Here is a 22814-nt window from a genome sequence, read left to right on the forward strand (position 1 = left end):
ATTTGTTCTCCTTATCTTCTCTTCTTCTGTGCTTTTTTCTTAGCACGTCTTTTCCTGACTTCCAGCTCACGCGCTTCTCTTTCAAGGCGCTCGCGCTCTGCAATAATCTTAAACGGATTATTTAAGAGGAGAATCTGGAAGACCTGATAGGCATTGGAGATTACCCAGTAGAGAGCAACCCCGCTCGCCAGATTAAATCCAACCAGCAGAATGAAAATCGGCAAAATAATGTTCATTGCCACCATCACGCCGCTTCGCTCCTTAGCCGCCTTATTGGTCAGCCAGGATGACAGGAAGGTGAACGCTGCTGCCAAAACCGGCAGGATAAAATAAGGATCCTTATCGCCAATATCCATCCAGAGAAAAGAGCCTGTTTTTAAAAATTCAACACGGGTCAAGGCCTGATAAAGCGCCCAGAGCACCGGCATTTGGATAAGCAGAGGAAAAAGGCTGGCATAAGGATTGACACCGTATTCTTTATAGAGTTTTTGACTCTCCTCAGCTAACAGCATCCGGCTTTCTCTGTCTTTGCCCGGGTATTTGGCTTGCAGGGCTTTCAATTCAGGCTGAATTTCCTGCATTTTCTGTCCGGATTTCAGCTGCATATTGAACAGGGGCAAAAGGACTGTCCTAATCAAAATCGTAAAGATAATGATCCCAATGCCGATACGGCCGTTAACAGAGAAAAAGCGAATAATTTCTGCAAAGAAATAAACAAATTTCTCCCAAGCCCCTTCTGACTGATGACTTACCTGGCTGCGGCCGCACGCTGACAAAAATAAAAGCGCAACAGATGCCAAGCCCATTACTTTATATTTCTTTTTCACTGCTAATTCCTTCCTGATACAATTTAGCCAGTTTTAAAACATGGATTAAATTCTTTTTAAGCGCCTGATAGTCAAGTTCTTCAGTCCCTTTTCTGGCAATAATGACAAAATCCTGCGGCTGCAAATCGGGGCTTAATTCCATAAGAATATGGCGCAATTTTCGTTTAATGGCATTTCTAGTGACAGCATTTCCCAACTTTTTCCCAACCGAAAGCCCCGCACGATAGTGACTTTGATCTTTTTTTAAACTGTAGACAACAAACTTCCGATTGGCAATGCTGTGCCCTTCAGTAAAAATAGCCTGAAAATCTTTATCACTCTTAACGCGATAGCTTTTTTTCAAAACATGACTCCAATTAATTCAAAGTATTCTTATTATATCATAAAATGAAAAAAAGCCAAAAATCTCATTAATTTTTGGTTTCTTTCCTATTTCTTAAAAGGCTTTTTTAGCCTCTTCTATCTGCCATTTGACTTGATCAAAGCCGGTACCGCCCAGTGAATTTCTGCGTTCCACAGCTGTCTTAGACTGAAGAGCCGTGTAGATGTCTTCTTTGATGAGGTCTGAAATTTCCTGATAGCGCTCAAAGGGAACATCCTGCAAGTAGTGCCCGTTCTTGGTGCATTCCAAGACCAGCTTACCAACGATTTCATGAGCCTGTCTAAATGGCACACCTTTAACCGCTAAATAGTCAGCCAGTTCAGTCGCATTTGAAAAATCTTTTTCTGTAGACTCAGCCATATGACTATCATTGACTGTCATCGTCTTCAGCATGCCCGCTAAAATATCGATGGCAACGGTAATCGTTTCTGCTGTGTCAAACATCCCCTCCTTATCTTCCTGCAGATCCTTATTGTAGGCAAGAGGAAGAGATTTCATGACTGTTAAAAGGCCGAAAAGATTGCCAAAGACACGGCCGGATTTACCGCGAATCAGTTCCGCCATATCGGGATTTTTCTTTTGCGGCATGATAGAAGAACCGGTAGAAAACGTATCAGATAAGGTCACAAATTGATACTCATTGCTGCACCAATTAATGATTTCCTCACAGATACGGCTCATGTGCATCATGAGAATGCTGGCATTGGACAGAAATTCTAAAATAAAGTCACGGTCAGACACCGCATCCAAAGAATTACTGTAAGGCTTGGCAAAACCCATCAAATCAGCTGTCATCTTCCGATCAATCGGAAAAGTTGTTCCTGCAAGAGCAGCCGCACCGAGCGGTGAGATATCCGTATGCTGCTCATTAAAGGCGAAGCGCTCACTGTCGCGCGTAAACATATTGTAATAAGCCATCAAGTGGTGGCCAAAAGAAATCGGCTGGGCATGCTGAAGGTGCGTGTAGCCTGGCATGATTGTATAGACATGCTTTTCGGCCAGAGTGAGCAAAGTGTGCCGCAGATTGCCCAATTTTTCCAGCACTTCAGCCAGTTTAGCCTTTAGGTAAAGGTGCATGTCTGTTGCTACTTGGTCATTTCTTGAACGTGCAGTATGAAGTTTTCCCGCTGTCGGACCGATTTTCTCTGTCAGCAGCGTTTCAATATTCATGTGAATATCTTCATTTGAAACATCAAAAACCAGCTGCCCTGCCTGATATTCTTGCAGCAGTTCTGCTAAACCTTCCTTGATTTTATCAGCATCTGCCTGCGGAATAATCCCCGTTTTTCCCAGCATCTCCACATGAGCTAAGGAACCTTTAATATCAAACTCGGCCATCTTTTGGTCGAAGGTAATGCTGGCACCAAACTCTTCTACCCACTTCTCCAGTCCTGCTTCAAAGCGGCCGCCCCAAAGTTTTTTTTCTGTCATTTTATATCCTCTTTTTATTTTCATTATAGAAAAGGGCTAGAAAACTAGCCCCCCATGAGTGTCACTGCACTTGTCTTTCTTAAATCTTGCCTCTCTCGCGGACAAGTTTATTTAAGCTCGGTGTAACTCTCTGTTTACACTTACGAGTGGTTAGAAAAGAGTTTCAGATGGAGATCACTGTGTCCTTTTATCTGATAATCTTTTCATAACCATTGCCTGCCGGTTTGTCATGATGTTTTATCATTCAAACCCTTTTATTGCTTGTTTTGATTGGCCACTTCGGCATTCACTTTCGTTGGCAGACCCCAAAGTTTAATGAAACCAACCGCTGCATCCTGATCAAAGGTATCAGCAGATGTGTAGGTTGCCAAGTTTTCATCATAGAGTGAATTTGGTGACTTCCGGGCAACGACCTTGGCTGAACCCTTGTAAAGTTTAACTTTGGCCGTTCCATTAACGGCTTTTTGCGTTTCATTGATATAAGCAATAATCGCCTCTGTCGCCGGATTAAACCAAAGAGCATTGTAAATGAGATTTGACAGTTCATTTTCAAGAATTGGTTTAAAGTGAGACACCTCGCGCACCAAGGTCAAATCTTCAATTTCCTTATGAGCCGTCAGCAGGGTAACCGCTCCGGGGCATTCATAAATTTCACGCGATTTGATACCAACAAGTCTGTTTTCCACATGGTCAATCCGTCCGACACCGTGTTTACCGGCAATGACATTCAGCTTTTGAATCAAATCAGCCAGCTTCATTTCTGTGCCGTCAAGTGCAACGGGTTTCCCAGCCTTAAATTCAATTTCCACATATTCCGGTGTATCGGGAGCCTCCTCAACAGAACTTGTAATACCAAAGGCATCTTCCGGAGCTTCATTCCACGGATTTTCAAGGACTCCGCACTCATTGGCACGGCCCCAAAGATTTTGGTCTACTGAGTAAGGATTGTCAAGGTCCGCCGGAACAGGAACACCGTTTTCCTTAGCATAATTAATTTCCTCTTCACGTGACCATTTCCACTCACGAACCGGAGCGATAACCTTTAATTTAGGGTCTAAAGCAGCAATAGCCACTTCAAAACGAACCTGGTCATTTCCCTTGCCGGTACAGCCGTGAGCAATTGTCGTTGCTCCTGTCTTGTGAGCAATTTCAACTAATTTTTTAGAAATAATCGGACGGCTGAGCGCTGAAACTAACGGATATTTTTGTTCATAATAGGCATGCGCCTGCAGAGCTGGAAGAACGTATTCTTCGGCAAATTCATCTTTAACATCAAGGACGTAAGACTCAACAGCCCCAACTTTCAAAGCTTTCTCATGGATAAAATCTAAGTCTTTTCCTTCACCGACGTCCATGCAAACAGCAACAACATCATAATCTTTTTTGAGCCAAGTAATGGCAACTGAGGTATCAAGACCGCCTGAATAGGCTAAAATAACTTTTTCTTTCGACATAAAATAAACTCTTTTCTATTTTGAATTTTGATTAATTATTCAAAGAATGATTTTATTATATTGTATATTTATTCAAAAGTCAAGTATATTTTCAAAAAATATTTATTTTTATGTATTTTTTTGCTGATTTAATCTCAAAACAAGAAACCCAGCCAGAAAATTAATGTGCCATCATAAAGAAAAAAGATTGGAACGTCTTGTTCCAATCTCAGGTTGTAGACAAACTCTATAGTTAGCATTTCACAAGCATACACATCTTAGGATAATATTAATTCACAATCTATAAGAAAAATAGGCGAATTGAACGAGCCTGACCCTGATACTTTCCGCTGTAGCAAAAACGCCAGAAATCACTTATTTCTGGCGTTCGGAGATTTTGAGACTTGGGCTCAAAATCTTAATTGAACACAGGCTGCGGATTGTATCTTGAACTTAGGTATGAAATTCCAAAGGAAGTTGCTGCGACGATTGCCGTTAGAAATCGATACTATTTCTAACGGCAATCTAATGCAAAACCTAGTCAAAAGCTATAGCGTTGGCGTTTGGTTTTGCCGTCCGTGCTACCTAAGGAAAGTATCATAACACAATAGTTTTTTTGATAAAAATTGACTTTTTCTTCAGTCTGAGGTTGGAACGTCTTGTTCCAATCTCTTTTCACAGTTATAATCAATTCTCCTATTTTGGATACTTATAAGTTAATAAATAATCACCATTAGATTGTTCTACAAATTCCAGAGATACATAAGAGAGTTTAGAATCATCAGAACTTGAGTAGTCACTGTAGAGAATCCTCAAACTCTTTTCAATGCCTCGGCCGTAACTTTCTATAACTTCCCTTGCCTCAACAGGATTACCGTGCTTTTTGATGATGTCATCTAATTTCGCACCGCCCGACCCAGTTTCTCTGTCACCAACGGTTAAGGCATCAACATCAGCTTTTGTCCAATTGGATTTGTATGAACCTCTTTCAGATGTTTTAACCTTCGATGAATTGAAATATAATGATCCGCTTGAAAGAATAAATGTGCCATCATATTGCTTTCTAAAAGACAGTCTTACTCTTTCATCATCGGTGTTGCCTTTATACCTCAAAGTCAAGGCGTCGCCATTAATAGTAGCGTCTGAAGCCTTACCAAATTTTTTGAGGACGGACTTAACCTTAGAGCCGTCATTGTTAGAATACCCGGCAAACTCTAAATCTTCAAACTTAGATTCGGTCCATTTGTACTCATAATCAGAACTGTCTGCAATATAGTCCTGCACATCAGTACTGTCCTCTTCACCCTCATCTTCTTCGTCATCGGTATCTTCTTTATCGTCTTTCTTTTCGTGCTTTTCAGTTTTTACCTGTTCATCCCCAGACTGACGGACAAAAACAGCAGCTCCGCTAGCCAAAAAGACTACTGCGGCCAGCACAAGAGCAATAATTGACAACACTTTTTTACGTTTCAGATTGACAATCAGGCTGACAACAGCATAAATAAGAGCCAAGAAAGCAATAATGACATAAATAATCGGAAGCGGTGCCAACCAAGCTAAAATCAGGGTAATCACCGAAACGACAAATGAAATAATCGGGAGAACAATGAGTTCCTTACGAGCCGGAGCACTTTGAAAGGCTGGATTAACAGTTGGAGGAACAGTCGGCTGTTCAAAGTTCATTTGCCCCTGCTGAACATCGGTTTGCTGAGGCACTGCAGGTTCAGGCGTATTTACAGGAGCTTGCGGCTGACTTTGAGCTTCCTGATAAGCTGCAGGTTCTCCTGCACTTTGTTCCGGTACAGGCTGTTCCGATACAGGCTGCTCTGCTGGATTTTGAGCCTGTGGCTGATCAGCCTGATTTTCTGGTTCAGGAGCCCCTCCAGCTGGATTTTCTGGAGTATTTCCATTATTAAATTCTTCTGCCATGATATCTCCTTCGTTTTTTTCTTTATTGTACTATAATCAAGGGCTTTTTTCAATGCTTCCCCGAACTTTAATACGGCCATAAAAAACAGCAGCTCTGCCATCAGATGATTAGCCAATCGCAGAACTGCCTATTCGTTTTTAGATACTTTTTGCCGTCTTAAGAAATTTCCAGCAATAATAGGCCAAATAAAAATCAACCATTCCATGAACGAAAGAACCGATTCCGATTAAAACAATTAAGGTCAGCCAGTAAGACATGGACACCGAACCGGAAGCTGTCAGCAGCAGAACGACCAAAAACTCAGCCAAACCATGGATAACATTGAGCCCCACTGCCAAAAGCAGCGTTTTTCGCCAGCCTGTCAAAAAATCAGGATGTTTATGAACCAGACAGGCACCCACTGCAGCAAAAATCAGATGAGACAGGGCACGCATGACAATCACGAAAGGAAAACCGGCCATAAAAAAGCCCAGTCCTGCTCCCAGAGCAACAGCAACAGCTACTCCCGGCGATATAAACACGGCAAGAAAGACAGGCACATGGCTGGCCAAGGTAAAGGAGGCGGGTCCAATAACTACCTTAACAGGCATGACCAGCGGAATCAAGATGGCAAAGGCAATGAGCAGAGCAGACAGGGTCAGCTTTTGAATACGTTTTTTAGAGATAGGGGAAGCAGACATGATAACTCCTTAATCATTTTTACTGATTCAAGTTTACACCATATCTTTACATGTGTCAAGACACCTATCTAATCTTCGAATACCAGCCCTTCTTTTTTAAGATGCTGATAAATTTTTTCAAAGGTTTTCTGGTCTCGGCAGGATATCCTGTGAAGGTGAATTCCTCCCGTCAGACTGCTCAGCAAGCTCCCTTGATAGCAGGACAGTTTATCCATAAAATAGTCTATCTCATCCTGACTTTCAATGTTCAAAGGAGCTGTAATCATGCCATAAATAGGGTGCTCTACTTCAACATCCAGTATTTTCCCGCCATTTTGAACGATTGTCTCTAATTCCAGGCGAACTTCCTTGGCACTGTGCTTGCAGGCTAATTTTCCATGATAATAAGATTTTGGAACCTGCAGACGTTCTGCTAACAGATAGCCCCGATGGGTGGCCATAATATCATGATTTTCGGCCCTTAAGAGAGCAACGTCTCCTACAATAATCTGACGGCTGACTCCCAGCTCTTCAGCCAGACGGCTGGCTGAAAGCGGCTGTTCTGCTTTTTCTAATTTTTCTAAAATAGCCTGACGGCGTTCCATAGCTTTCATTAGTCACCTCTGTTTTGGCCATACATTTTCGTATGCCCGATTACTTTCATTATAGCAAATCCTGTTAACTGCTGTCAGCAGCAGCTGAAACAAAAAATCTGTCCTGTCTGCCCAAGCAAACAAACAGGGACCAAGCAAAATCGGCTCAGTCCCTATTCTTCTTATGTTTTGTACGATAGTTACCTTCCGAGCTATCACAGGGAAATTTTTTATCGAATCTTTTCCAGCATAGAGGTCAAATGTTCAATAGACTTTTCCCTGCCCAGCAGGTAAATAGTGTCCGGCAGTTCCGGACCGTGCATTTCACCTGAAACAGCAATGCGGATTGGCATGAAGAGATTTTTTCCCTTGATACCGGTCTCTTTTTGCACAGCCTTGATTTGCGGAAAGATATTTTCAGACTTAAATTCTTCGTCCGGCAAGGCCTCTAATTTAGCCTTGAAAGCTTCAAGGACCGTTGGCACCGTATCGCCGGCCATGAAGGCCTTGGCTTGGTCTGTTAATTCTGGAAAATCTTCAAAGAAAAGATCAGTCAGCGGTACAATTTCATCCATAGATTTCATTTGCGGCTGGTAAAGTTCTACCATTTTTTCAGCCTTATCCGTCAAACGGCCTGCTGCCTGCAGGTAAGGTTTGGCCAGGGCAAAAACAGTATTGAAATCAGCATGTTTAATGTATTCATTGCTCATCCAGTCAAGCTTCTTCTGGTCGAAAGCCGCCGGGGATTTACTGAGGCGTTTTTCATCAAAGAGCTCAATTAATTCCTTATGAGAAAAGATTTCATTTTCTCCGCCAGGATTCCAGCCCAACAGCGCAATAAAGTTGAAAACTGCATCCGGCAGGTAACCTTTTTTACGGTAGTCTTCGATAAATTGCAGGGTATTGGTATCGCGCTTAGAAAGTTTCTTGCCAGTTTCAGAATTGATAATGAGGGTCATGTGCCCAAACTCAGGCGCCTCCCAGCCCAGAGCTTCATAGACCATGAGCTGCTTAGGGGTATTGGCAATATGATCATCACCGCGGATAACATGGGAGATTTGCATATCATGATCATCCACTACAACGGCAAAGTTATAAGTCGGATAGCCGTCGCGTTTTTGGATAACCCAGTCGCCGCCGATATTGCCGCCTTCAAATTCAATATCACCCTTGACCATATCCGTCCACTTGTAAATACCACTTTCATTAACTGCTAAACGAACCGTTGGCACAATGCCAGCTGCTTCACGTTCTGCGATATAAGCTGCTTTTTCTTCTTCAGACATACCGAGGTATTCGTTGATGTAGCGTGGTGTTTCCCCAGCTGCTTCCTGACGCTCACGCTCAGCTGCCAGCTCTTCCTCAGTAACATAAGACTTGTAGGCCTTACCCTCTGCCAAAAGCTGATCAATGTACTTTTGATAGAGTGCCAAGCGTTCAGACTGACGGTAATTTTCATGCGTCTCCGGGCTTTCATCCCAGTCAATTCCCAGCCAGCGCAGATTATCGAGCTGGGAGCGTTCCCCATCCTCAACATGACGCTTACGGTCTGTATCCTCGATCCGAATCACAAAAGTACCGCCATAGTGACGAGCATAAAGGTAGTTAAAGAGCGCTGTCCGCGCATTGCCAATGTGTAAGAGCCCCGTCGGACTTGGTGCATAACGCACACGAATCTTGTTTGTCATTTCTCTCTCCTATTATTTTAGATGGCACAGACTGTGTGCAAGGCGGAAAAATTCCTGAAAATGAATCATGGGAAGTCCGCCTCTATCTTTTTTTGACTGTGCCCATAAAAATCAATCGTTTCTATTATAGCACATCCTAGTCAGTCAGGTGAAGAAAATAAGACTAACTTATAAAGAAAGTCCTCAATCAATATTTTTCATACTTAAAAGGCCAAAAAATAATTCGCCATTTATACAGCAGGTCAGTTTGATCTGCTTCGTCAATGCCTCATTTATAACTAAAAATCGAGGCCGAATTTTATTCCAGCCTCAATTTTACATCCGTTTTTAAATAATGACTAATGGTTGCCTGTTGTAATCAAGTTCTGCAGAACACCCGCAAATTGCTGCAGATTAAGACTTTGCATATAAATGTCACCTGTTCCTCGGAAAGTATTAACAACTCCTTCGCCGGTTCCAATAGATTGCATAAAGCCATTTTCCAAATGAATGTCATAGTCTAGATCTCGGCTCCAAACTACAACATGAGCATTGTCAATCGTGATTTCCTGACCTCGCAGCTCTATTTTTTTGATGGAGGCAAAACGGTTAGCCAGCAGAGTCCCCTGACCTTCTGTTGTCATGACGAAAAGACCGCCCTGACCACTAAAAAGAGCCCGTCCAACATTTTGAGCTTTCATTTGACACTGAGCAGATCCATCCAGAGCCAGGAAAGTACCGTCATTGAGCCGATATTGCCTTTCTCCCAGTTCTAAAGCAATGACTTGGCCCGGCATCGCAGGAGCCAAATCTAACTTGCCATCGCTCGCATTGGACACTGCTTTTGAACAGGAAAATGACAGCATTTTTTATGATTAGTTTACTACCCTGATCCTTCCTGTATCAACATCGTAAACAGCTCCTGAAATAACAATGTCATCAGGAATCAAAGGAGAATTTTTCAAAATAGCCATATCTTCCCGAACACTGTCTTCAACATCTTTAAAAGGCAGAAAATCCTGACCCTCTACGTCAACAGCCAAATCACGCTTTAACTGCTGGGCAAACGCTTCATTTGTAAAGGTCTGTGCTCCGCAGTCCGTATGATGCAAAACAACAATTTCACTGGTCCCCAGCTGCTGCTCGGAAATAACCAGAGACCGGATAACATCATCAGTCACACGGCCGCCGGCATTGCGCAAAATATGGGCATCACCCAGAGCCAATCCCAAAGCAGGTGCTACGTGCAAACGGGAATCCATACACGTGACAATGGCGACATGGGTCTTAGGCTTCAGCGGCAAATGTGCGGTCCCATGCAAGTCAACGTAGGCTTTGTTGGCTTTCATAAAATTATCAAAATAAGACATTATAACTCCTTTGCTTGGCGCCAGTCAAAAAGTTTTTAGAATAACTGGCTTAGGCTGTATCATACCACTTTTCAAACACCTTGTCACTCAATCAGCCAAATACTTTTTTCAGCACTTCACTGACAGTAGTGACCCCCACTATCTGAATAGTTTGAGGAGCATTCAAGCCGGCCAAAGCATTTTTCGGAACAAATATTTTGGTAAAGCCGAGTTTGGCAGCCTCATTGATACGCTGTTCGATACGGTTGACACGGCGGATTTCACCCGTCAGTCCAATTTCGCCAATGTAGCATTCCTGAGGATTAGTCGGCTTTTCCTTGTAGCTTGAGGCAATGGCTACCGCAACAGCAAGGTCAATAGCCGGTTCATCTAAGCGGACACCGCCGGCAGATTTGAGATAAGCATCCTGATTTTGCAGGAGAAGCCCGCAGCGCTTTTCCAAAACAGCCATAATCAAACTGACACGGTTAAAATCGAGACCGGTTGTTGTACGTTTGGCATTGCCAAAAACAGTCGGTGTTACCAAGGCTTGAACTTCAGCCAAGATTGGCCTTGTTCCTTCCATAGTGACAACAATGGCTGATCCTGTCGCCCCATCCAGACGTTCTTCCAAAAAGACCTGACTGGGTTTCAGAACTTCAGCAAGGCCGCTTGCTCTCATTTCAAAAATACCGATTTCATTGGTGGATCCAAAGCGGTTTTTAACCGCACGCAGAATGCGAAAAGTATGTTGCCGTTCCCCTTCAAAATAAAGGACCGTATCCACCATGTGCTCTAACATTCTAGGACCGGCCAGAGTTCCTTCCTTGGTCACATGACCGACGATAAAGGTGGCAATGTTATTGGTCTTAGCCAGCTGCATCAGCTCTGCAGTCACCTCACGGACCTGCGAAACAGACCCCTGAACACTTGAAATTTCCGGGCTCATAACCGTTTGAATGGAATCAATAATCAAAAAATCCGGCTTAATTTTTTCAATTTCAGCGCGAATGCTCTGCATATTTGTCTCAGCGTAGAGGTAAAATTCGTTATCAATATCTCCCAGGCGCTCGCTGCGCAGCTTGATTTGCTCGGCTGATTCTTCTCCTGAGACATAGAGAACACATCCCTTATTGGCCAACTGAGTAGATACCTGCAAAAGCAGGGTTGATTTCCCGATTCCGGGATCCCCTCCGATAAGTACAAGACTGCCCGGCACAACACCGCCGCCTAAGACGCGGTTGAATTCACTCATTTCTGTTTTGATTCTTGCAACTTGATTGGAAGTTACTTGATTGAGCTTAATCGGTTTTGTTTTTTCGCCCGTCAGAGATACACGCGCATTTTTTACCTCAGCAACTTCCACTTCTTCAACAAAGGAAGACCAACTGCTGCAGTTTGGACAGCGGCCTAAATATTTAGGCGAATTATAGCCGCACTCCTGACAGACAAAAGTCGTTTTTTTCTTAGCTATGATTGTTCTCCTTTCCTTGCTATCCCAGCAGCCCGCCATTGCTGCAGTGTTTTTTGAAATTTTTTCTTGTTTATGACACCAAGACAGGCTAATCCGTCTGCATATCAATAACCAGCAAATAATCAGCCATTTCTTACTTTCCTGTGCTGCCAAAGCCGCCGGTTCGGGTGCCCTTTGCTTCGTCATCATCTGCTACCAGAAAAGGCATAAAGACACCTTGTACGATACGTTCTCCGGCTTCTAAGACAACTGACTCATTCGTGATATTTTGCATCTGAGCAAAGATATGCCCCTCATTGTTAGGATTGTTATAATAGTCTCCGTCAATAACGCCAACCGAATTGATCAGCACCAAGCCCTTTTTGCGTGGGTTGGATGAGCGGTCATACAGATAAAGTACCTCACCAGCCTGCATATAGGCCTTAACCCCTGTCGGCACCAGAACGATTGCTCCAGCCGGAATCTCCGTTCTCTCTGCCACCTTTAAATCGTAGCCGGCTGCATGAGCTGTTTCTCGTTTGGGCAGCAAGTCTTTATCCTTGTAGTCAGAAATTAATTCAAATCCGCGAACTTTCATTGGGCACTCCTTAAGCCTTTTTAGTGATAAACATAAGACTAAATGATAATAATGTTTCTCAATTTCTTCTATTATAAATGATTTATTCGCAAAACAAAAGCAAAATCCCTGCCAGCCCATGCAGACCCTTTTTTGGCAGCGCTTCAGCAGGAAGGCAAAGAATAACGATTTCCTTTCAACTAAGTAAAGACAAATGAATTGGCTTTATGATATAATGAGGTTAACTTTCCATGAACTATAGGAGAAAAATGATGAGACAAAAAATTGCCGTATTAGGTCCCGGGTCGTGGGGAACTGCCTTATCCCAAGTTCTTAATGACAACGGTCATGAGGTTCGCATCTGGGGGAATATCCCCGAGCAAATTGACGAAATTAACGAGCATCATACCAACAAACGGTATTTCAAAGATGTGGTCTTAGATGAAAAGATTAAAGCCTACAAAGAATTAAAAGAAGCCCTGAAGGATGTTGATGCTATCCTTTTTGTCGTGCCCACAAAAGTCACTCGCCTAGTTGCCAAGCAGGTAGCAGAGCTTCTTGACCATAAGGTCATTATCATGCACGCCTCCAAGGGTCTGGAGCCGGGAACACACGAGCGTTTGTCTGTGATTCTCGAAGAAGAAATCCCGGCTGAGCTCCGCAGTGAGATTGTTGTTGTTTCCGGTCCCAGCCATGCTGAGGAGACCATTGTCCGTGACATTACTCTGATAACAGCAGCCTCGAAAGATTTAGAAGCCGCTAAATACGTACAAAAACTCTTCAGCAATAATTACTTCCGCCTTTACACCAATCCAGACGTCATCGGTGTTGAAACCGCCGGCGCACTCAAAAACATTATTGCAGTCGGAGCGGGTGCCCTTCATGGCATGGGCTATGGTGACAATGCTAAGGCTGCTGTCATCACGCGCGGTTTGGCTGAAATTACCCGTCTGGGAGTAAAATTAGGTGCCGATCCGCTGACCTACAGCGGTCTTTCGGGAGTTGGCGACTTAATTGTTACCGGAACCTCAGTACATTCGCGTAACTGGCGGGCCGGAGATGCTCTGGGCCGCGGTGAAAAATTGGAAGACATCGAAAAGAATATGGGCATGGTCATTGAAGGTATTTCAACCACCAAGGTTGCCTATGAACTTTCCAAGGAACTTGATGTCTATATGCCTATCACCAGTGCTATTTATCAGTCCATCTATGAAGGTAAAAATATCAAAGAAGCCATCAGGTCAATGATGTCCAACGAATTCAGAGCAGAAAATGAATGGAGTTAGCCCTATGCCAAGTAAAAAAGTGAGAAAAGCAGTTATCCCCGCAGCAGGTCTGGGAACACGTTTCCTGCCAGCCACCAAAGCACTGGCCAAGGAAATGCTGCCCATTGTGGATAAACCAACAATTCAATTTATCGTAGAAGAAGCCTTAAAATCAGGCATTGAGGATATTTTGGTTGTTACTGGTAAATCAAAACGTTCTATTGAAGACCATTTTGATTCCAACTTTGAACTTGAATACAATCTGGAGCAAAAAGGAAAAACCGATCTTCTCAAACTCGTTAATGACACTACTGCCATTAATCTGCATTTTATTCGCCAGAGCCATCCGCGCGGATTGGGTGATGCTGTCCTGCAGGCCAAGGCCTTTGTGGGAAATGAACCCTTCGTTGTTATGCTTGGCGATGACCTCATGGATATTACAGATGATCAGGCCGTTCCTCTGACACGCCAGCTGATTAACGACTACGACCAAACCCACGCTTCTACCATTGCTGTTATGCCGGTGCCGCACGACGAAGTTTCTGCCTACGGCGTCATCGCTCCCCAAGGTGAAGGGGTGAATGGTCTTTACAGCGTTGATACCTTTGTTGAAAAACCAGCTCCTGAAGAGGCTCCCAGCGATCTAGCCATTATCGGCCGCTATTTGCTGACTCCTGAAATCTTTACGATTCTGGAGACCCAAAAACCCGGTGCCGGCAATGAAGTTCAGCTGACCGATGCCATTGATACCCTAAACAAAACACAGCGGGTTTTCGCGCGTGAATTCACAGGAAAACGCTACGATGTCGGCGATAAATTTGGCTTCATGAAAACCTCAATTGACTACGCTTTAAAACATCCTCAAGTTAAAGACGAGCTGAAATCCTATATCATCAGTCTCGGTAAAGAATTAGACAAAGAAAGCAAACAAAAGAACTCGAATTAATTTCGAGTTCTTTTGTTTCAGGTTGTAGACAAACTCTATAGTTAGCATTTCACAAGCACACACATCTTAGGATAGTGTCAACTCACAATCTATAAGAAAAATAGGCGAATTGAATGAGTCTGACTCAGATACTTTCCGCTGCAGCAAAAAACGAGAGTGGGACAAAAATCAGTAAATCGTGGCAAAATCACGATTTTGATTTTGTTGTCCTACCTCCGCACAGTTGATTAGGGATTGACATGAACTAACGTTCATAGAATTGGATATCCTCCAACAGTTCCCCAAACTGTTGGAGCTATCACTTGCCTAGCAAGGGATAAGGACCTCCAATCAGCAGTGGTTCATTGGTGCTAAAGCACCTAATGAACTGTGCAGGGGTAAGACTAAGTTGACCTAGCCAACAAGTCTTACTCCCAACCACTGCGTCAAACTGCTATATCTTAAATAGTTAAAGGAGGAAGGACTTTTGTCCCAGCCTCGTTCGGAGATTTTGAGACTTGGGCTCAAAATCTTAATTGAACACAGGCTGCGGATTGTGGCAAAAAGATGAGTCCGCCTAGAATCTTAACGATTCCGCGGCGCACTCCCTATTTTGCCTTTATCCGCAGACGCCCTTTGTATCTTGAACTTAGGTATGAAATTCCAAAGGAAGTTGCTACCTAAGGAAAGTATCATAACACAATAGTTCTTTTGATAAAAATTGACTTTTTCTTCAATCAGAATCAGCGATGGAAGCCTAAAAACAGCAGACCCAGAGCAAGTCCCAAATAAAGCAGGAAGGCCAGAAAACGCTGACCGGGCCTAAAAGCGTTCTTTTCTGCTTGACTGGGCAGCATAACAGCTGAAACAAGCCCGCCAACAATTCCGCCTAAGTGCCCGGCAATACTCACGCTTGGCATGAAGAGATTGAAAATCAGGTTAATAACAATCAAGGCCTGATAATTCCGCCCCAGCTGTTTTAAAAAAGGATTGCGGCCAAAATACCCCAAGACCGCAATAGCCGCAAATAAGCCAAATAAAGACGTTGAAGCACCGGCCGCTACAACACTCGGCGTAAAGAAAAGCGTAAAAATATTTCCCATAATACCAGCTAAAAGATACAGAAGCAAAAATTTCCAAGAACCCCAAATGCTTTCAGCCAGCTGACCTACAAAGTACAATGTCAGACCGTTGAACAAAAAATGTTCCCAGCCAATGTGAACAAAAATCGGTGTGATTAAACGCCAGAGCTGATTCGGCATCTGAACGACTACATCACCGTACATACCGCCAAAATTAAAGACGGCAAGCGTCTCTGTCGCCCGACCGAAATAAAAGACCTGCATGGCTAAAAAAACTAGTGTTGTCAGTACTAATAAAAATGAAGTCGCAGGATATTTTTTAAAGGTCTCCATGTCGCAATACCTCTTTCACTGGAATATCAAAATGACTGGGCTCAAAAGCAAGACTCTGAAAAGGATAGATAGTGCTGACCGTATTCCCTGTAAAATCAGCCAGATAGCGGTCGTAATAACCGCCGCCGAAACCAAGACGATAGCCCTCATTAGTAAAAGCCAGTCCCGGAACATGGATAAGATCAATATTAGACTTGGCTACCGCCTGATTGCTTCTTGGTTCTTTGAGACCAAATGTGCTGGTTTTTAAATCAGCAGCATCGTAGGAAACAAAAATCATTTTTCCCTGTCCATAGACCTTGGGTACCACTACCTTTTTCCCGTCTTTTTGCGCCTGCTCGATCAGCAAAGACGTATCAAATTCAAAAGGAAAGGCCAGATAAGTTGCAAGCGTCTGGGCTTGCTTATAAGCCTCAAGGGCAATAAAATGGCTGAGCAGTTCCCTGTCTCTTTGCGCCTTAACAGTCTTGTCCTGCTTTTTTAACTGCTCTATCATTTGAGCTCTGAATTCTTTTTTTGTCATGCTAATATCATAACACGATTAGGCTTTTTTTTCCCATTATTAACTCAGACCGACAACAGCCAAACGGCTGAAAAAATCTCCCTTTTTGTCTCTTTTAACCGATAAACCTGATAAAACAGGCCTATTTGTTTTAATGAAATAAAAATTTTAGTTTAAGGTTTCTTTAAGGTTTCTCTTATATAATCTAATCATCCTAAAACAACCACTTCCCCAAGTGGTTGGGGAGATAAACTTCCCTAATTTATTTCCCCTTTTTCATAAATCTCCTAGAGCATCAGCGAAAGCTGGTGCTCTTCCCTTTTTCTTTTAAAAAAATCCTTAGGAAGTCAAGTCCTAAGGATTTTTGCTTGTTATTCGGTGGGTGACTACGCAGCAATCCTTGCTGTCTTTCCCTTTTAATTTGTTCTCGTTTTTAGAAAACCGCTGATTTTATCAACTGCAAAAGGCAGAGCTTCTTCCTTAGGGCTCATCTTGGGGTGGTGAAGCGCATAAGGTGTGTCGACCCCCAGCCAGAACATCACACCGGGAATTTTATTGAGCAGATAACCAAAGTCTTCACCAGTCATAGCAGGCAGACAGTCAATCAAATGGACACCGTCTGTATTTTCAAAATAAGCCATGAGATTTTGAGCCAGTTCGGGATTATTCTCGACCGGCAGATAACCGCCCTGCTTTAACTGAACATCAACTTCTAAGCCAAAAGAGGCTGCAAGACCTAGGGCCATTTCCTGCATGCGCTTTTGAATCAGCAGGCTCATATCCTGTGTCAATGTGCGGATGGTTCCGTGCAGGGTCGCAGTCTCAGAAATAACATTGTTGGTCGTTCCGGCGTGCATGGATCCAAAGGTCACGACACCGCCTTCAATAGGATCAACATTGCGGCTGACAATGGTCTGCACTTGTGTAATAAAGTAAGAGGCAGCCACAAGCGCATCATTAGCCTCATGCGGAAAAGCCGCATGTCCGCCCTTACCCTTGAAAGTAATAAAAACCTCGCATGTTCCGGCAAACAGAGTACCTGTATTGGTCGCAATATCTCCGACCTTAAAATCGGGACGAACATGCAAACCGTAGAATTCATCAGGCTGCCAATCACCAAAGGCTCCATCTTCATACATGAGCATACCGCCGGCCTCATTTTCTTCTGCCGGCTGAAAAAGAAAGAGCAGATTATTTTTGGGCTGAATTTCTGCCATTTTATCAAGCAGCCCCAGAGCAACAGTCATATGCATATCGTGACCGCAGGCATGCATCCGGCCTTCATGAGTACTGGCAAAATCAAGTCCTGTCTCTTCAACGACAGGCAAAGCATCAATGTCTGTCCGCCAGCCAATCGTTTTCTCAGGTGCCCGACCTTTCAAAAAGACTAAAATTCCTGTGCGCCAGGTACGCTGTTCGATAAAATCTTTTCCGGCAGTTATCTCGCCAATCCGCTCAAGAAGATAGGCCTGCGTTTTAACTTCTTCCAGACCAATTTCCGGAATTTGATGCAAGTCACGGCGAATTTTAATTAAATCTAAAGTCATACTCATTTCCCTTTTGTAAAAGAGAGCGGGACCAACAGCCATGGTGGCTGTCCCACTCTCTTTCATTTTTTCTTTTTAGTGCTTGTGCTACAGCTAATGACATTTTCTGCGTCTGTCTGACTATGAATAGCAGAGTGCGGCAATGCCATTAAAGACTGCTGTCTTACCCGCCTAGAGGTTGCGGAGGGCGTCTTCAAGAGCCGTTTTTTGCTGCGTTTTTGCATCAATTTCTTTGATGACACGTGCCGGTACACCAGCTACGACAACATTTTCAGGGACGTCCTGAGTAACAATAGCCCCAGCTGCAACAACTGAACCGCTGCCGACTTGCACTCCTTCAATAATAACCGCATTGGCACCAACCAAAACATTGTCTCCGATACGAACAGGATCAGCTGAAGCTGGCTCGATAACGCCGGCAAGAACAGCGCCGGCTCCGATATGGCTGTTTTTGCCAACAGTTGCACGGCCGCCAAGAATAGCCCCCATATCGATCATCGTACCTTCACCAATTTCAGCACCGATATTGATAACAGCTCCCATCATAACCACAGCATTATCCTCAATAGTCACTTGGTCGCGAATAATTGCTCCCGGTTCAATACGAGCGTTGATATGGCGTTTATCAAGCAAAGGAACTGCCGAATTGCGCCCGTCTTGCTCGACAACATAATCCTTGTTCTCAGTCAGTTTCGCCAGCAAAGGCTCAATATCCTTCCAATCACCGAAAAGAACATTGCCAAGCTTAACAACTGAAGCAGGAACTTCCCCAGTAAGCTCTCCCTCAAAAGTCACTTTGACATTGGTCTTCTTTTCCGCATTTCCAATAAAAGCAATAATCTCTTGCGCAGACATTTTTTGTGCAGTCATGATTTTCTCCTTAATAACTTTATTACTATTATAACAATATTCAAGTTATTTGTGTCAAATTTCCATAAAAAAATACCCTAATAACGGGCATTGATTAAATTAATCTGTAAACTTTTTTAACGTTCCTAAATAAAGTGAACCTCCAATAATCGCCAGAATGCCGCCAATCCATCCCAAAAATGGAACAAGTGAAATAGCTCCTCCAACAATCATTAGAACACTGGGGGCTGCTCCTACCCGTATATCACCTTTATAATAGACAATTCCCACAATTCCAAGGACCAGAATAGCAATCTTGATAATATAAATAAAAGCTGTCATATTTGATGTTGCTGATACAGAACCTGTTGCCGCAGCACCAAAAATAAACCAAACTGCTATGAGTAAAAAAATACCACCAATTAAACCTACGATACCATTAGTTAATGCCAAATTTTTTGCTTTCATATTTCTCACTTTTCTAATCATTTATTCTATCATCTGATTCTTGACTGCTTTTCCATTTTTTCCATTTCAAATATTCTTGGAAATCAGCATAGTCATCAGAGAGTACAGTCTCTTTTACTTGTCCATCAGGCTCATCTTCCTCATTACTGGGAGAAATAAAATTAGCTAACCGATCTGCCATTTTATTTCCTGTATTAACTCTCTTTTTCTTAAAAATCCTGCCAGATTTATGAGCTGCATTCGCATTAATTTTGTTATTTACTGCATTTCCTAAGATTGCTCCTAATCCAATCCATTTCCCAGCTCTGATTAATTCTTGGATGATAGTCGCAGCTGTTAGAACCATCATGAATAAAAACAGCATAATTATTAAAAAATAAGAACTAAACATAAATTCCACCTGAATTCTATTATCATGAACCAAATATTGTATCTACAGCTTGTCTATAGGTATCACGGGCTTGAATAAGCGCTTGTGCCAAAATCTCTTCAGAACCACTTAGAGGCATATTTTTCATTGATGCATATTCTTCTTTAGCCTTTTTATATTCTGTGTCAAGTTCAGCTTTTGTTTTTTTGTATTCTTCTTTATAGTCACTATCAGTTAAATTAAGCTGCTCTAATTTATAATTGTAGTATCCAATATAATCATCAACAACTAATTTGTATGCATCAAGATAATCACCATATGTTTTTATAGATTTAATTTTTTCATCAGAAACAAGGTTTGGATCATAATTTAAGCTATTTGTAGATTTTGATGCAGTATCTGAGTCTGAACTTTTCTTTGTTTTTGTTGATGTTGTAGTAGTAGAGACATCTTTTGATACTTTATCAACAGCATCGCTGTAAGCAGACTGAGAAACTAAAACTATCACAATTCCTGCCAATGAAATGATTGTTCCAATAATAGTCAAAATCTTCTTTTTCTTTAAATTAACAATAAACGCTACTATCCCTAGGATAAGACCCACAATAGCAAAAAGAAATGCTAAGTTGTTAATAAATGGTATCCATGACAAAGCTAGTCCTATCCCTCCAAAAACCAAAGCTAAAATGGGCAAAACTTTTCTTTCTTCTTTTTTCATTCGCTTTTCTCCTATTTTGAAAATCTTTACAAAACTATTATATATATATATATATTGTCAACAGTGTAACAAAATATTTACACGCAAAATAAAAAACCTCTGTAAGAGGTCTTTTAGAAGGACTGGTAATTTCTTTCAGATTTTCAGCACAAGATCTGATAACGATACTTTGTTTAGCGATGCTGCGCCTAACTGAAAAGCTGAATGACTGATCCGGTTCCCAGAACTGCGGGCTCAGCTGCCTGAACATGGAGGGTGCCCGGAAGCGAACCCTCATTTGAACCATCAAAAGAGATGGTAATATGGCCCAGATTTTTTAAATTTTTCTCGACGACAGCACCAACTGCGGTAATTGGAAATTCCTGATTGTCAATCAGCAGTCTGCCGCCTTTTGCTATGGTTCCCGATAACTTTTTATTGTCAATCTTGTAGCAGTACTCCGCTAAATCTTCCGGAGCTTCTTCGCCGAAAAGAATCAGCATATTGGCATCCTTAATCATACCAGCTGCTTCCGGGCCAACTTTAAGGACCCTGGCTTCAAAAATTTTAGTCATTGTCTCTCACTTCCTTTTTAATCTTATTATACTCTTTTATTGATATAAACCAAAGCTTGCCAGCCATGCTACAATGACTCTTGGTACACCGTTTAAGAAACGTGAATAAAGCACGGATGGTACACCAACCTCTACGGTTTCAGCATCGGCTTCTGATAAACCTAAAGCCACAGGGATGAAGTCACAGCCATTTTGAGTATTGATGGCAAACAGTGCCGGAAGAGCCATTTGCGGCGGGATGGTTCCTTTACCGATTTCAACGCCGATAAGGGTTCCAATGATTTGTGAAATAACAGCCCCTGGTCCAAGCAGCGGCGATAAGAAAGGCAGTGAACAAATAAAACCAATGAGTATCAGCCCCCAAACATTGCCGGCCAGCGGAATCATCAGCTTAGCAATCCAATTACCAACACCAGAACCTTGGATAAAACCGATTAATAGGGATACGAAGGCCATAAAGGGCAGAATGGTATTCAGCATGGTTTGAATGGCATCACGCGCTGCCTGATTGAAGACGGCAACTACTTTACCAGCTCCCATACCGATACGGGCAATAAAGCTGCTTTCAGCGCGCTGCTCTGTAATTTTCTTGCTGGTATCGTAACCCTCAGTCTTAGTTTCTGCTGGCTGAGGCTCTGCCTGAACCGCAGTTCCTTGGGGAGTTTCGGCAGCACTGATTTGTTCAGGACCTACGGCTGATACATAAATATCTTCTGTAATGTATTGTGCTAGGGGACCGCTTTTTCCAGTCGCTACAATATTAATGGTTGGTATGCCTTTTTTAGGATAGATACCGCAGCGAAGGGTTCCGCCGCAATCCACAATAGCAAGGGCAATTTCTTCGTCCGGGATAGACGTTTTAAAGCCGTTAACAGCTTCCATACCCGTCAATTCAGCAATTTTATCAACGATTTCCGGTTTCTCACCACCACCTGTGATATAAATAAACTTATGCTTTTCCGCTGTCGGTGTGATGGTCAGAGGTCCTCCAAAACCGCCGCTTCCTTTTACAACTGTAATGCTTTTGTATGTCATAATGCTTCTCTCTTTCAATTCATTAAGTTTGATTAATGCTGCGGAGTTTTTCGTCTTTCAGCGCAGTTCCTTATAGTTGTCCAAATCCAAAGCTAGCCATAGATTAATCAAGCGTCTTGCTTAGAGTAACGCCCTGCTGCTTGCATACCCATGCAGTAGTGAGGTCCGTTACCCAGCCGCCGATAAAGTTCATAATCAGACCAACTAATAAATAGCGGATAGCCAGATCCATTTGACTGAGTCCCAGTGTCTTGATACCTGAGGCGATTCCCATCCAGACAAATAATTCGCCCGGGTTAATGTGAGGAAAGACCCCATTTGAGGTATGGCAGAACTGCATTTGTGAGGCTATATAGCTTGGTTTATAATATTCCGGCATGAAGCGGCCCATACTGATTGCCATTGGATTTCCCAGCATGAAGGCTGAAATAAAGGGCAGAATCATATAACGGCTGACTGGATTTTTAGCAGAAATCTGAGCCAATCTGTTAACGCGTTCTTCTCCCAGCAAAGCAATGAGTGCGTTCATAGCTACCAAAAGCATCAAGACTACAGGAACAATTCCTGTCATCCAGCTGATAAAATTATCGCCGCCGGCCTGAAACAGCTTCATGAAACCTTCAGCAAATTTTGTAATATACTTCATAACAAACTCCTTTTATTAAGATACGGTAGAGGCTTGTTATCTAAGTGCTTCGCACTTGATAACAAACGCCAATCACCATGGTGCATTGGCTACCTCTCCCGCTAACTTTGTTTGGTTAGTAAAATCGACTAACCAAACAAAGTGTCGCAAAGGGCGTTAAGAAAGCGAGAAGAAAATAGGAGTCTAACGCCATGAGCTCTGCGCATAAGGCAGGCTGTC

23 protein-coding genes and 2 pseudogenes are annotated in these 22814 nt (G+C 42.8%); 2 read left to right on the forward strand and 23 right to left on the reverse strand.

What is annotated here, in order from left to right; translation table 11 throughout:
* Window positions 1–11: 11 nt before the first annotated feature.
* From BMI76_RS01075 to BMI76_RS01130, 13 genes and pseudogenes are all read right to left on the reverse strand, one after another.
* Window positions 12–827, reverse strand: coding sequence for a YidC/Oxa1 family membrane protein insertase (locus tag BMI76_RS01075; RefSeq protein ID WP_075345786.1), 816 nt, complete (start codon window positions 825–827; stop codon window positions 12–14).
* Complete coding sequence (gene rnpA / locus BMI76_RS01080) at window positions 811–1170, reverse strand: ribonuclease P protein component (protein ID WP_075345787.1); 360 nt, start codon at window positions 1168–1170, stop codon at window positions 811–813. The genes BMI76_RS01075 and rnpA overlap by 17 nt, the downstream gene beginning before the upstream one ends.
* 93 nt (window positions 1171–1263) lie before the next feature.
* A complete protein-coding gene (argH, locus tag BMI76_RS01085; RefSeq protein ID WP_075345788.1) occupies window positions 1264–2640 on the reverse strand; it encodes an argininosuccinate lyase in 1377 nt (458 codons plus the stop codon).
* Between the two features lie 254 nt (window positions 2641–2894).
* A complete protein-coding gene (locus BMI76_RS01090; RefSeq protein WP_075345789.1) occupies window positions 2895–4094 on the reverse strand; it encodes an argininosuccinate synthase in 1200 nt (399 codons plus the stop codon).
* Window positions 4095–4769: 675 nt separating this feature from the next.
* Entirely contained in the window at window positions 4770–6002 is a 1233-nt protein-coding gene (locus BMI76_RS01095; protein ID WP_075345790.1) for an MFS transporter, read from the reverse strand.
* A gap of 138 nt (window positions 6003–6140) precedes the next feature.
* Window positions 6141–6683 (reverse strand): hypothetical protein, encoded by a 543-nt coding sequence (locus BMI76_RS01100; RefSeq protein ID WP_075345791.1) that lies wholly within the window; start codon window positions 6681–6683, stop codon window positions 6141–6143.
* Between the two features lie 68 nt (window positions 6684–6751).
* Window positions 6752–7276 carry a transcription repressor NadR gene (locus BMI76_RS01105; protein ID WP_075345792.1) on the reverse strand — a complete coding sequence of 175 codons (525 nt, stop codon included), beginning with the start codon at window positions 7274–7276 and terminating at the stop codon, window positions 6752–6754.
* A gap of 209 nt (window positions 7277–7485) precedes the next feature.
* Window positions 7486–8943 (reverse strand): glutamate--tRNA ligase, encoded by a 1458-nt coding sequence (gene gltX / locus BMI76_RS01110; protein WP_075345793.1) that lies wholly within the window; start codon window positions 8941–8943, stop codon window positions 7486–7488.
* A 338-nt stretch (window positions 8944–9281) separates the two neighbouring features.
* Window positions 9282–9782: pseudogene (locus tag BMI76_RS01115) on the reverse strand (AIM24 family protein); the annotation flags it as partial.
* 15 nt (window positions 9783–9797) lie between these two features.
* Window positions 9798–10292, reverse strand: coding sequence for a carbonic anhydrase (locus tag BMI76_RS01120; protein ID WP_075345794.1), 495 nt, complete (start codon window positions 10290–10292; stop codon window positions 9798–9800).
* Between the two features lie 91 nt (window positions 10293–10383).
* On the reverse strand, window positions 10384–11784 hold the full coding sequence (radA, locus tag BMI76_RS01125; protein ID WP_075345795.1) for a DNA repair protein RadA: 1401 nt from the start codon (window positions 11782–11784) through the stop codon (window positions 10384–10386).
* Window positions 11742–11837, reverse strand: a pseudogene (locus tag BMI76_RS10595) (cysteine hydrolase); the annotation flags it as partial. The gene radA and the pseudogene BMI76_RS10595, both read right to left, overlap by 43 nt.
* 41 nt (window positions 11838–11878) lie before the next feature.
* Window positions 11879–12322, reverse strand: coding sequence for a dUTP diphosphatase (locus tag BMI76_RS01130; RefSeq protein WP_027975082.1), 444 nt, complete (start codon window positions 12320–12322; stop codon window positions 11879–11881).
* Window positions 12323–12570: 248 nt separating this feature from the next.
* On the opposite strand from BMI76_RS01130, the gene BMI76_RS01135 reads away from it, so the two are divergent.
* Both BMI76_RS01135 and galU read left to right on the forward strand, forming a co-directional pair.
* Entirely contained in the window at window positions 12571–13587 is a 1017-nt protein-coding gene (locus tag BMI76_RS01135) for an NAD(P)H-dependent glycerol-3-phosphate dehydrogenase (protein WP_075345796.1), read from the forward strand.
* A 4-nt stretch (window positions 13588–13591) separates the two neighbouring features.
* Window positions 13592–14512, forward strand: coding sequence for a UTP--glucose-1-phosphate uridylyltransferase GalU (galU, locus tag BMI76_RS01140; protein WP_075345797.1), 921 nt, complete (start codon window positions 13592–13594; stop codon window positions 14510–14512).
* 722 nt (window positions 14513–15234) lie between these two features.
* On the opposite strand, the gene BMI76_RS01145 is transcribed toward galU, so the two are convergent.
* The 10 genes from BMI76_RS01145 to BMI76_RS01190 all read right to left on the reverse strand — a co-directional run bounded on the left by BMI76_RS01145 (window position 15235) and on the right by BMI76_RS01190 (window position 22595).
* The gene (locus BMI76_RS01145; protein ID WP_075345798.1) at window positions 15235–15906 is read right to left on the reverse strand and encodes a rhomboid family intramembrane serine protease; all 672 of its coding nucleotides are present in this window, start codon (window positions 15904–15906) and stop codon (window positions 15235–15237) included.
* Window positions 15893–16429 carry a 5-formyltetrahydrofolate cyclo-ligase gene (locus tag BMI76_RS01150; protein ID WP_075345799.1) on the reverse strand — a complete coding sequence of 179 codons (537 nt, stop codon included), beginning with the start codon at window positions 16427–16429 and terminating at the stop codon, window positions 15893–15895. Before BMI76_RS01150 ends, BMI76_RS01145 begins: the two co-directional genes overlap by 14 nt.
* A 395-nt stretch (window positions 16430–16824) precedes the next feature.
* Window positions 16825–17955, reverse strand: a complete 1131-nt coding sequence (locus BMI76_RS01155; RefSeq protein ID WP_075345950.1) for an N-acetyldiaminopimelate deacetylase — start codon at window positions 17953–17955, stop codon at window positions 16825–16827.
* Window positions 17956–18126: 171 nt separating this feature from the next.
* Window positions 18127–18825 carry a 2,3,4,5-tetrahydropyridine-2,6-dicarboxylate N-acetyltransferase gene (dapD, locus tag BMI76_RS01160; RefSeq protein WP_075345800.1) on the reverse strand — a complete coding sequence of 233 codons (699 nt, stop codon included), beginning with the start codon at window positions 18823–18825 and terminating at the stop codon, window positions 18127–18129.
* A 99-nt stretch (window positions 18826–18924) separates the two neighbouring features.
* Entirely contained in the window at window positions 18925–19272 is a 348-nt protein-coding gene (locus BMI76_RS01165) for a hypothetical protein (RefSeq protein ID WP_075345801.1), read from the reverse strand.
* Window positions 19273–19285: 13 nt separating this feature from the next.
* Window positions 19286–19663: a hypothetical protein gene (locus BMI76_RS01170; RefSeq protein ID WP_075345802.1), complete on the reverse strand. Its 378-nt coding sequence runs from the start codon at window positions 19661–19663 to the stop codon at window positions 19286–19288.
* Window positions 19664–19685: 22 nt separating this feature from the next.
* Window positions 19686–20360, reverse strand: coding sequence for a hypothetical protein (locus BMI76_RS01175; RefSeq protein ID WP_075345803.1), 675 nt, complete (start codon window positions 20358–20360; stop codon window positions 19686–19688).
* A gap of 188 nt (window positions 20361–20548) precedes the next feature.
* Window positions 20549–20914 (reverse strand): PTS glucitol/sorbitol transporter subunit IIA, encoded by a 366-nt coding sequence (locus BMI76_RS01180; RefSeq protein ID WP_075345804.1) that lies wholly within the window; start codon window positions 20912–20914, stop codon window positions 20549–20551.
* 36 nt (window positions 20915–20950) lie between these two features.
* On the reverse strand, window positions 20951–21949 hold the full coding sequence (locus BMI76_RS01185) for a PTS glucitol/sorbitol transporter subunit IIB (protein ID WP_075345805.1): 999 nt from the start codon (window positions 21947–21949) through the stop codon (window positions 20951–20953).
* Window positions 21950–22052: 103 nt separating this feature from the next.
* Window positions 22053–22595, reverse strand: coding sequence for a PTS glucitol/sorbitol transporter subunit IIC (locus BMI76_RS01190; protein WP_075345806.1), 543 nt, complete (start codon window positions 22593–22595; stop codon window positions 22053–22055).
* Between the last annotated feature and the right edge of the window lie 219 nt (window positions 22596–22814).

It is taken from the genome of Streptococcus sp. 'caviae', from assembly GCF_001937065.1.
Lineage (GTDB): Bacteria > Bacillota > Bacilli > Lactobacillales > Streptococcaceae > Streptococcus.

What these genes read in the sequence shown, in the direction of transcription:
- argH (WP_075345788.1), bottom strand. Translation starts at nt 2,640, where the DNA reads ATGACAGAAAAAAAACTTTGGGGCGGCCGCTTTGAAGCAGGACTGGAG.
- BMI76_RS01090 (WP_075345789.1), bottom strand. Translation starts at nt 4,094, where the DNA reads ATGTCGAAAGAAAAAGTTATTTTAGCCTATTCAGGCGGTCTTGATACC.
- BMI76_RS01095 (WP_075345790.1), bottom strand. Translation starts at nt 6,002, where the DNA reads ATGGCAGAAGAATTTAATAATGGAAATACTCCAGAAAATCCAGCTGGA.
- BMI76_RS01100 (WP_075345791.1), bottom strand. Translation starts at nt 6,683, where the DNA reads ATGTCTGCTTCCCCTATCTCTAAAAAACGTATTCAAAAGCTGACCCTG.
- BMI76_RS01105 (WP_075345792.1), bottom strand. Translation starts at nt 7,276, where the DNA reads ATGAAAGCTATGGAACGCCGTCAGGCTATTTTAGAAAAATTAGAAAAA.
- gltX (WP_075345793.1), bottom strand. Translation starts at nt 8,943, where the DNA reads ATGACAAACAAGATTCGTGTGCGTTATGCACCAAGTCCGACGGGGCTC.
- BMI76_RS01120 (WP_075345794.1), bottom strand. Translation starts at nt 10,292, where the DNA reads ATGTCTTATTTTGATAATTTTATGAAAGCCAACAAAGCCTACGTTGAC.
- radA (WP_075345795.1), bottom strand. Translation starts at nt 11,784, where the DNA reads ATGGCGGGCTGCTGGGATAGCAAGGAAAGGAGAACAATCATAGCTAAG.
- BMI76_RS01130 (WP_027975082.1), bottom strand. Translation starts at nt 12,322, where the DNA reads ATGAAAGTTCGCGGATTTGAATTAATTTCTGACTACAAGGATAAAGAC.
- BMI76_RS01135 (WP_075345796.1), top strand. Translation starts at nt 12,571, where the DNA reads ATGATGAGACAAAAAATTGCCGTATTAGGTCCCGGGTCGTGGGGAACT.
- galU (WP_075345797.1), top strand. Translation starts at nt 13,592, where the DNA reads ATGCCAAGTAAAAAAGTGAGAAAAGCAGTTATCCCCGCAGCAGGTCTG.
- BMI76_RS01145 (WP_075345798.1), bottom strand. Translation starts at nt 15,906, where the DNA reads ATGGAGACCTTTAAAAAATATCCTGCGACTTCATTTTTATTAGTACTG.
- BMI76_RS01150 (WP_075345799.1), bottom strand. Translation starts at nt 16,429, where the DNA reads ATGACAAAAAAAGAATTCAGAGCTCAAATGATAGAGCAGTTAAAAAAG.
- BMI76_RS01155 (WP_075345950.1), bottom strand. Translation starts at nt 17,955, where the DNA reads ATGACTTTAGATTTAATTAAAATTCGCCGTGACTTGCATCAAATTCCG.
- dapD (WP_075345800.1), bottom strand. Translation starts at nt 18,825, where the DNA reads ATGACTGCACAAAAAATGTCTGCGCAAGAGATTATTGCTTTTATTGGA.
- BMI76_RS01165 (WP_075345801.1), bottom strand. Translation starts at nt 19,272, where the DNA reads ATGAAAGCAAAAAATTTGGCATTAACTAATGGTATCGTAGGTTTAATT.
- BMI76_RS01170 (WP_075345802.1), bottom strand. Translation starts at nt 19,663, where the DNA reads ATGTTTAGTTCTTATTTTTTAATAATTATGCTGTTTTTATTCATGATG.
- BMI76_RS01175 (WP_075345803.1), bottom strand. Translation starts at nt 20,360, where the DNA reads ATGAAAAAAGAAGAAAGAAAAGTTTTGCCCATTTTAGCTTTGGTTTTT.
- BMI76_RS01180 (WP_075345804.1), bottom strand. Translation starts at nt 20,914, where the DNA reads ATGACTAAAATTTTTGAAGCCAGGGTCCTTAAAGTTGGCCCGGAAGCA.
- BMI76_RS01185 (WP_075345805.1), bottom strand. Translation starts at nt 21,949, where the DNA reads ATGACATACAAAAGCATTACAGTTGTAAAAGGAAGCGGCGGTTTTGGA.
- BMI76_RS01190 (WP_075345806.1), bottom strand. Translation starts at nt 22,595, where the DNA reads ATGAAGTATATTACAAAATTTGCTGAAGGTTTCATGAAGCTGTTTCAG.